The sequence below is a fragment of the Treponema sp. genome (genome assembly GCF_045657965.1).
In the GTDB taxonomy this organism is placed as follows: Bacteria; Spirochaetota; Spirochaetia; order Treponematales; family Treponemataceae; genus Treponema_D.
Genome location: NZ_JAZOUG010000098.1, coordinates 1 through 7786, shown reverse-complemented (window position 1 = coordinate 7786; position 7786 = coordinate 1). Strand labels below are relative to the sequence as shown.

At 44.2% G+C, this 7786-nt stretch carries 13 protein-coding genes and 1 tRNA gene; 4 read left to right on the top strand and 10 right to left on the bottom strand.

Features of this window, described 5'->3' with window-relative positions:
- From ACKI5B_RS03670 to ACKI5B_RS03645, 6 genes are all read right to left on the bottom strand, one after another.
- The coding region (locus tag ACKI5B_RS03670; protein ID WP_407425943.1) for a DUF1846 domain-containing protein at positions 1–209 on the bottom strand (209 nt) is incomplete at its 3' end.
- 37 nt (positions 210–246) lie between these two features.
- On the bottom strand, positions 247–1416 hold the full coding sequence (locus ACKI5B_RS03665) for an acetylornithine transaminase (protein WP_407425941.1): 1170 nt from the start codon (positions 1414–1416) through the stop codon (positions 247–249).
- Between the two features lie 45 nt (positions 1417–1461).
- Positions 1462–2727 (bottom strand): CobW family GTP-binding protein, encoded by a 1266-nt coding sequence (locus tag ACKI5B_RS03660; protein WP_407425939.1) that lies wholly within the window; start codon positions 2725–2727, stop codon positions 1462–1464.
- Positions 2728–2910: 183 nt separating this feature from the next.
- Positions 2911–3459 carry a 2'-5' RNA ligase family protein gene (locus tag ACKI5B_RS03655; RefSeq protein WP_407425937.1) on the bottom strand — a complete coding sequence of 183 codons (549 nt, stop codon included), beginning with the start codon at positions 3457–3459 and terminating at the stop codon, positions 2911–2913.
- A 7-nt stretch (positions 3460–3466) separates the two neighbouring features.
- Complete coding sequence (locus ACKI5B_RS03650; RefSeq protein ID WP_407425935.1) at positions 3467–3976, bottom strand: NAD(+) diphosphatase; 510 nt, start codon at positions 3974–3976, stop codon at positions 3467–3469.
- A 51-nt stretch (positions 3977–4027) separates the two neighbouring features.
- The gene (locus tag ACKI5B_RS03645; RefSeq protein ID WP_407425933.1) at positions 4028–4543 is read right to left on the bottom strand and encodes a cysteine hydrolase family protein; all 516 of its coding nucleotides are present in this window, start codon (positions 4541–4543) and stop codon (positions 4028–4030) included.
- Positions 4544–4697: 154 nt separating this feature from the next.
- Between ACKI5B_RS03645 and ACKI5B_RS03640 the strand changes: the two genes are divergently transcribed.
- A tRNA-Ala gene (locus ACKI5B_RS03640) sits at positions 4698–4771 on the top strand.
- A 9-nt stretch (positions 4772–4780) separates the two neighbouring features.
- Here the strand turns inward: ACKI5B_RS03640 and ACKI5B_RS03635 are convergent.
- Genes ACKI5B_RS03635 through ACKI5B_RS13425 form a run of 3 tightly spaced genes read right to left on the bottom strand, consistent with a single transcriptional unit; the run spans position 4781 to position 6029 of the window.
- A complete protein-coding gene (locus ACKI5B_RS03635; protein WP_407425931.1) occupies positions 4781–5185 on the bottom strand; it encodes a (deoxy)nucleoside triphosphate pyrophosphohydrolase in 405 nt (134 codons plus the stop codon).
- Positions 5186–5196: 11 nt separating this feature from the next.
- The gene (locus ACKI5B_RS03630; protein WP_407425929.1) at positions 5197–5727 is read right to left on the bottom strand and encodes a DUF3427 domain-containing protein; all 531 of its coding nucleotides are present in this window, start codon (positions 5725–5727) and stop codon (positions 5197–5199) included.
- Positions 5728–5738: 11 nt separating this feature from the next.
- Positions 5739–6029: a recombinase family protein gene (locus ACKI5B_RS13425; protein ID WP_476279163.1), complete on the bottom strand. Its 291-nt coding sequence runs from the start codon at positions 6027–6029 to the stop codon at positions 5739–5741.
- 86 nt (positions 6030–6115) lie between these two features.
- Here ACKI5B_RS13425 and ACKI5B_RS03620 point away from each other — a divergent pair, with 86 nt between their 5' ends.
- Positions 6116–6592 (top strand): very short patch repair endonuclease, encoded by a 477-nt coding sequence (locus tag ACKI5B_RS03620; RefSeq protein WP_407425927.1) that lies wholly within the window; start codon positions 6116–6118, stop codon positions 6590–6592.
- Here ACKI5B_RS03620 and ACKI5B_RS03615 read toward each other — a convergent pair.
- On the bottom strand, positions 6488–6871 hold the full coding sequence (locus ACKI5B_RS03615) for a DUF72 domain-containing protein (RefSeq protein WP_407425925.1): 384 nt from the start codon (positions 6869–6871) through the stop codon (positions 6488–6490). The genes ACKI5B_RS03620 and ACKI5B_RS03615 overlap by 105 nt on opposite strands.
- A 101-nt stretch (positions 6872–6972) precedes the next feature.
- On the opposite strand from ACKI5B_RS03615, the gene ACKI5B_RS03610 reads away from it, so the two are divergent.
- Together ACKI5B_RS03610 and ACKI5B_RS03605 are read left to right on the top strand one after the other, a co-directional pair.
- The gene (locus ACKI5B_RS03610) at positions 6973–7497 is read left to right on the top strand and encodes a nitroreductase (RefSeq protein ID WP_407425923.1); all 525 of its coding nucleotides are present in this window, start codon (positions 6973–6975) and stop codon (positions 7495–7497) included.
- A gap of 8 nt (positions 7498–7505) precedes the next feature.
- Positions 7506–7786, top strand: a 281-nt coding sequence (locus ACKI5B_RS03605) for an aldo/keto reductase (protein WP_407425921.1), incomplete at its 3' end; no start/stop codon positions are given.

Sequence of the window (7786 nt, the reverse complement as noted above, 5' to 3'; positions counted from 1 at the left end):
ATTACGATTTCCGCCATGTCGGAAAGCTGCATGAGCATTTTAAGTTTAGAGTCCGGCTGGAATCCCGGAAGAACGCGGCTTGCATGGTAATCGTCAAATAATTTGCCGCCAAATTCCAGATAAAGTTTATCGCCAAACTTGGCAATCCGTTCCTTAATGTGTTCTGACTGTATCCGCAGATACTTCTCATTATCAAATCCGTTTTTCATAACGGAATTAGATTGTAACGGATTTGATAAGGAAAATCTACTCGCTCAAAAGAACTTCTTTGAGAATCGCAAGGCCTTCGTCGATTTCTTTGTAGGAAATGTTGAGTGGAGGCACAATTCGGAGTGTATTTGCACCGGCAGTTGAAGTAAGCAGTCCTTTTTCAAGAAGCTTTTTTTCTACTTCGACGGCAACAGCTCCGTTAATCATGTCAACGCCAATCATAAGTCCTTTACCGCGGATTTCTCCTACGCATTTTGCACCAAAGCCGGCGATTGCTTTTCGCATGTACTCGCCTTTTTCGCATACAGATTCAAGAAATCCCGGTTTTGAAAGTTCTTTAAGAACAACAAGCCCTGCGGCACACGCCAGAGGGTTTCCGCCGAATGTTGACTGATGGTCTCCTGCCTTAAAGACATCTGCTGCCTTTCCGCGGATTAAAATTCCGCCGAAAGGAACACCGCCTGCTGCACCTTTTGCAAAAGAAACTACTTCAGGCTCAAAACCAAGGGCATCGCTTGCAAGAAGAGTTCCGGTACGGCCAAAGCCTGTCTGAACTTCATCTGCCATAACGATAGCACCGGCTGCCCTTGCTGCATCAGCTGCAGCCTTTGCCCAGTCAGCATCTACAATATTAACTCCGCCTTCACCCTGAACACATTCTATTAAGAGTGCGGCAGTTGTATCGTCGAAAGCAGTTTTAATTGCTTCCCAATCATTTGCTTTAATAGTTTTGAAACAGTCTGCATATGGAGCAAAGCATGCAGGATGAAATTTATCCTGACCGGTTGCAGTGAGAGTTGCAAGAGTGCGGCCATGGAATGAACTTTCAAGGGTATAGATTACACGACGTTTTTCGCCGCCGTTAAGATATCCGTATTTACGGGCAAGTTTAATTGCAGCTTCGTTTCCTTCTGCCCCAGAATTTCCAAAATAAACAGCATCAAAACCTGTCTGTCCCAGCAATTCGGTAGCATATTCAACACCTGTATCGCTTACAAAATAGTTACAGACATGAATCTGTTTTTTTGCCTGTTTAGAAATTGCCTTTACAAGAGGCTTAAAGTTATGACCAAGACAGTTAACTGCAATTCCTGCAAGAAAATCTATATATTTTTTGCCGTTTACATCCCAGCAGGTTGACCCCTTGCCTTTTACCATCGTAACATCGAAAGAGCCGTAGTTATTTACAACAATTTTTGAACCCATGTTCTACTCCAACTTTTTATTGTTTCAAAACTATACAGATTTTCTTTATGCCAGACAAGCATCCAGCTCGGCTGAAATTACTTTTTTGTCGAGGTTCTGACCGATGATACAGAGTTTTACCATGCGGTCGCCCACAGTTTCATCCCATTCTTTTTTGATTTCAGGATTTGCGGCAAGAATCTTTTCCTGCTCTTTTTTAGGAGCAGCTGCAATCCACTGTCCTGAGTAGCCGGCCTGAATCTGGCGGCCGCTTGTCTCAAAGACGTATGCCATTTCTTCCTCATCGCTGAACCAGAGCAAGCCCTTACAGCGGATGATGTTCTTCGGCCATTTGTTTGCGTATTCGTCAAGCTTCTGGCGGTCGAACGGCTTACGGCGGTAATAGATGAATGTTCCGATTCCGTATTCATCTTCACTTTCGCCCTCGTGCCGGTGCTCGTGGTGGTGGTGATGATGTCCGTGCTCATCGTGGTCATCATGGTCGTGATCATGGTGATGTTCGCACTCTTCGTCGCAGACATGGCCTTCTTCGCCACGCTCTGGATTGTCGTGGTCGTGGTGGTGATGATGTTCGTGTTCGTCCTCGTCGTCGTCATCATCGTCGATTTCGCCTTCTTCAAGCTGTTTGCACCAGCCGGCAGAAGCGTAAACATTTTCAAAATCAAAGCTTCCTGTTGCAAGGATGTCAGAAACCGGAACATCGCCGTGGCTTGTTTCGATGATTTTAACGCCCGGGTGCAAAACCTCGATGACTTTGCGGACTTTTTTGAACTGGTCTTCAGTAACCAGGTCTTTTTTGTTGATTACGAGAGTTGAACAGAACTCAATCTGCTGAACCAAAAGACTTTCGATGTCTTCTTCACCGATTGCCTCTTTTGCGAGAAGCTTGTCACCGCCTGCAAATTCGTCGACAAGGCGGGCAGCGTCAACAACGCCGACAACATTGTCGAGCTTGCCGTTTTTAATAAGCTCAAGTTCCTGTGCGATTGGCATTGGCTCACAAACACCTGAAGCCTCAATCATAATGTAGTCGTATTTGCCCGTTTTGATAAGATTTTCGATATTCTGGGCAAGCTGGCTTTTAAGAGTACAGCAGATACAGCCGTTTGTAAGCGGAACGATATCGCTTGTATCTGTAATTTTTGCTCCGTCTGCAATTAATTTTGCGTCAACATTGACTTCACCGATGTCGTTTACGATTACGGCAACTTTGTAGCCTTCCTGGTTGTTAAGAACTTTATTGAGCAGTGTAGTTTTTCCCGCACCGAGATAACCGCACAGCAGTGTCATTGGGGTAAGTTTTTTAGCCATCATATTCTCCTAATTCTCTATAAATATAGCGAATTTTTTGTTAATCGACTACAACAAAATTAGATTTTAATGTATCAAATACTCCGTATGACAACTTTTAAGACTTACAGAACAGCACGGAATATTCTTTTTCGAACCATATTGAAATCTTCTCAGACACGCCAGCAGTCCGAAAGCAAGTTTTCAATGTCGCGCAATTTCTTCGTAAGGGTGACATCGTGCCAATGAAACTGCCTGTATTTCTGCGCTTGCCGGCGGATGCGCCCAGTTAATTCCCTTTTCAAACTGCTCAGGGCTCAACTTTACTGCAAGCGCGACATGCGGGAAAAAGACTTCTGGAAGATAATTACGGTTCGCACCAGCTTCAAAATGCGGCAAAAACAAATCGTGGAGATGCGCGTTCAGTTTTTTGAGCATTTCAAACGAAGAGGAAGCTTTATCAATAGAAAGAAAAATCACTTTTTGCTTGAAACTGTCCGTGCTACAAAAATCAAGCGTGCTCCCCTTTTTGACTGACGCACAGAATTCCTCAAAAAGCCGCTTCAGCTCAAGGATTTTCCCGTCCGGGACATGGAACATTCCGAGAGTCAGATGCACAGGCGCATTTTTTTCGAGCAAAGTCCTGTTTCCCGTGACGCGCGCAAACGACTGAACGAGAGATGAAAGCGATGATGAAAAAGACGCGTCGAACGAGAGTGAAACGGCGTAAGTGGAACAGTCGGATTTTGACATGAGAGTGCTACAGCCCCGCTTCGTCGAGGTAAGCGTTCAGGAATTTCTGGGCAAGACTATCGCTCTTGATGTTTTTGCGGGCTTCTTCGGGAGTGAACCAGCTGTACGAATCAATTTCTTTGTTTGTATTGAGGCTCGAAGAATCGGGAACGAATGCCGTAAAATTGCACATGAGCGTGTTCGACGGCTCAAAGAAACTCGTACGGTTGAATGATACACGGCTTACGGTCATACCGGTTTCTTCTTTTATTTCGCGCGCAGCAGCATCTTCGGGCCGCTCACCGCGGTTTACATAACCTGCAACAAGAATGTAAAACGGACGGCCGTACTGCTTGATGAGAAGAATTTTGCCGGTTGATTCGTCAATCACAATCATGCTGACTGCGACATTGAACATCGGAAAGCGCCAGTCGCTGCATTTCGGGCAGAACGGCACATTTCCTTCGTCTTCAAGTTCTTTAATGACAAGAGCTGTGCCGCACTTAGGGCAAAAGCTCTGAGATTCTAAAATTTCCATGCAGGTATTCTAGCGTATAAAGAATCAGCGGAAAAGGTTTTTATGAGTGAATCAGGCAATCACATTAATCTGGCAGAGTTTCATCGCTGAAAGAGCCGTCTCGTGACTTTGCGGAGTGACACAGGCACAGCAGCTTGAATCGACCGTGATGCGAACTTCGGGAAGCTTTGCTTTGAGAATGAATGCGTTGCTGATGACACAGATTCCCGTACACAGACCGACAAGCTCGATTTCTTCAAGGTTCTGCAATGATGCGACATATTCGGCAAGCTCCATGGAACCGAACGAAGGCTTGTCAAAAATGCGGCTGTCCCCCACTTCGAGCCTGCTTGAAATCTGCCATCCGTCGGAACCTTCAACACAATGTACGACCGGAAGATTTTTTCCTTCCTGACTTTCAAGATAGTTTTCGTGATGAGTGTCGCGCGTAAACACAACAGGAATGCCTTCCGAGCGAGCTTTTTTTATTTTTTCTGCGACAGCGGGAACAATGGCAACAGCCTCATTCGTTCCAAGTGCGCCGTCGATAAAGTCATTCTGCATGTCGATTACGATTAAAAGTTTCATGGTGTAGTCTCCGGTTTTCGTGTCAGTATTACAAACAACGTAAATTTAAGTTTGAAGAGTCTACCATACTTTTACCATGTGGAATAGAGAAAGGATTTTGCCGGAGGAGAAAGTGATTTCTTATAGTTATATTTTGTGTTATACTAATAAAAACGGGGCTGTAGCTCACCTGGCTAGAGCGTTTGAATGGCATTCAAAAGGTAGTCGGTTCAAGTCCGATCAGCTCCAAATTATTTATTACAGAATCTCTTCAATTTTATCCAGAATCAGCTGGTCGGCAGGCAGCCAGGCAACGGAACGAAGCGTTTCCTTTGAAAGCCATTTTGCATTTTCGTGCTCCAGAAGCTGCAAATCGCCGGAGATAATCGTGCAGAGGATGCAGTGCATTGTAAGGTGAAAAGCCGGATAATCGTATTCCACAACGCCGAGGACTTTTTCAGCCTTTACTTCGGTTGCAAGTTCTTCGCGGATTTCGCGGACGATGCATTCTTCTGGAGTTTCGCCCTGCTCTATCTTTCCGCCGGGGATTTCCCACCAGTCCTTGTATTCGCCGTAACCGCGCTGGGTGGCGAAGATTTCCTTTTGGTGAGACGTGGAATTTGTGCGGAGGATGATGGCTCCGGAGACGGGGATTTGTTTCATTTAGACTTCTCCTAGTTATCTTTTCCAAGCATATCAGTTCTTGTGGTAAAATCCAAATACATTTCATCAGGAACAGAATTCTCAAGCGCAAATAGAATTGTAATCGGTTTATTCCCTTCTGCTGAATCCGAAAAAGGAAGGACTTTTCCCAAATACGTGAACGGCTGAGTAACACCTTCAACTTCTTCAAATTTACGAACAAACAGATGAAGGTTTATTCCACGCTTATAGCTGAAAATAATATCCTTTCCAAGTTCTGAACTTTGGGAAGTGCTGTTCGGTGTCTGCCACTGGAATACACCCGGTGAAATAAATTTATCTTTGTAGTTTATCGATTCCTTGATGTCTGCATTTTTGTGAAGATTTACGAATATAAAATAATCCGGTTTTGCAGAAGTTATCAATCCCTGACCGCGGAATGAAGAATGCGTTTTTCTGTAATTGCACAACAAGGCAGTATCGCGCATTGAATATTCATAATAGGTTTTAAGGAACGGGAATCCGTAATCACTTGAACCGAATTCATCCTGATAACGAAGCATATTGTATTGAATCAAATCTTCAAACCAGACGCGTGCATTTTTTTTTCGCTTGCAAGAACCTCTTTTACGTTTTTGCTGAATGAAATTGTCCTACCGTCAAATGAAAGAAGGGCAAACTCGTAGCGCTTTAATTCTGAACTGTCAAAATATTTTCCGCTCAAAGTTTCACAGGCATGAATGATTGTTTCTTCAATCCATGAGTCTATCTTTAAATTGTTCCGACGGCAGAAGTCTGTGATTTCAAACCTTTGGTTTTCAACAGTCTGCTTGTCTGTACTTACGCGGATGTATCCGTAGGTCATGGCTTAAATATAATAAATATTTCTGCTATAAGAAAATAAAAAATATTTTTCCATTCTTTTTTTTAATCCATGCTATACTATCCCCCATGGACACTCTCACCCCCGAATCCCGGCACAAGAACATGTCTCACATCCGCTCCAAAAACACTAAACCTGAAAAGCAGATTCGTTCTGCACTTTTCAAGGCAGGGTTCCGCTACCGTATCTGTGACAAGCGCTATCCGGGGAAGCCTGACCTGATTTTTCCGCATTACTATGCAGTGATTTTCATAAACGGCTGTTTCTGGCACGCGCACGGCTGGAACTCCAGCGCACACGAGGAATGTCGATATTTTGTGTTTCCGAAATCGAATCAGGAGTTCTGGAAAAATAAGTTTGCCCGCAATAAAGAACGGGATGCAGAAGTCATCCGGCGTTATCAGGATGAATGCTGGCGCGTATGTGTCGTGTGGGAATGTTCAATCCGCGGTAAAAATTACAGGCGGAAGATAGAAAATGTAACTGAACAGATTATCCAATGGCCGGAATATCCCGCTGAACCGTTCCTGGAAATCAGGGGATGATGCCGCAGGGGGCATGTCACAGAACACGAGTCCTGTAATTTCGTGGGTAAGAAGTCTGTTTGCTTTTATGCTGAATTCGAGCTTTCCTTCGGAGCGTTCATAGAAAGACAAAAGACGGTCGGCCGTCGGCATATTGTAAAAGGTATTGTTGAGTTCAAGCGCATTGAATTTTGTTGCGTAATAACAGAGAAAATCTTTTCGTTTGAGGTCAGCGGGATAAAAAACTCCCTTCCATTCAGGATAGTCATAGCCGCTCGTTCCGAGAAAAATTTCCGGCATGCTGAGAGTATACCACACAAAAGGAGTTTTATTCTGCTTGCATAAAATTATATTTCATGCAATACTTTTTTGTATAACCTACATATTTTATAGGAGTAATTATGTCAGATATTTTGCAGACACTCAAAGAAAGACGCAGCTGCCGTAAGTACAAGGCAGAGCTGATCGGACAGGAGTCTTTGGATAAGATTCTTGAAGCAGGAACTTTCGCTGCAAGCGGAATGGGAAAACAGAGTGCAATCATTATTGCGATTACAAATAAAGAAATTCGTGATAAAATCTCAGAGTTGAATGCACGAGTCATGGGACGAACAGGTTTTGACCCGTTCTACGGCGCTCCGGAAATCATCGTTGTTCTCGCAAACAAAGCTTGCCCGACCTACATTTATGACGGTTCGCTTGTTACAGGAAACATGATGAACGAAGCAGAAAGTCTCGACGTTGCAACCTGCTGGATTCACCGCGCAAAGGAAGTCTTTGAAAGCGATGAAGGAAAAGAATTGCTCAAACAGTGGGGAATCGAAGGTGATTACGAGGGAGTCGCAAATCTCGCCGTAGGTTTTGCAGATGCTCCGAAAAATGCACCTGCCCCACGCAAAGAAAATTACATCTACTATGTAAAATAGGAGAACTTATGTACACAGCAAACGAAAACCGTTACGAAAAAATGATTTATCGTCACTGCGGAAAGAGCGGACTTAAACTTCCTGCAATTTCACTGGGACTCTGGCAGAATTTCGGCTTCGGCTCAGTCTTTGAGAATGCAGAGAAGATGTGCCACACTGCGTTCGATTTGGGAATCACTCATTTCGATCTTGCGAACAATTACGGTCATCCGTTCAATGGTTCGGCCGAAGAGAATTTCAAAAAAATCCTCGACCGTGGCATGCGTTCTTACCGCGATGAGCTGTGTAT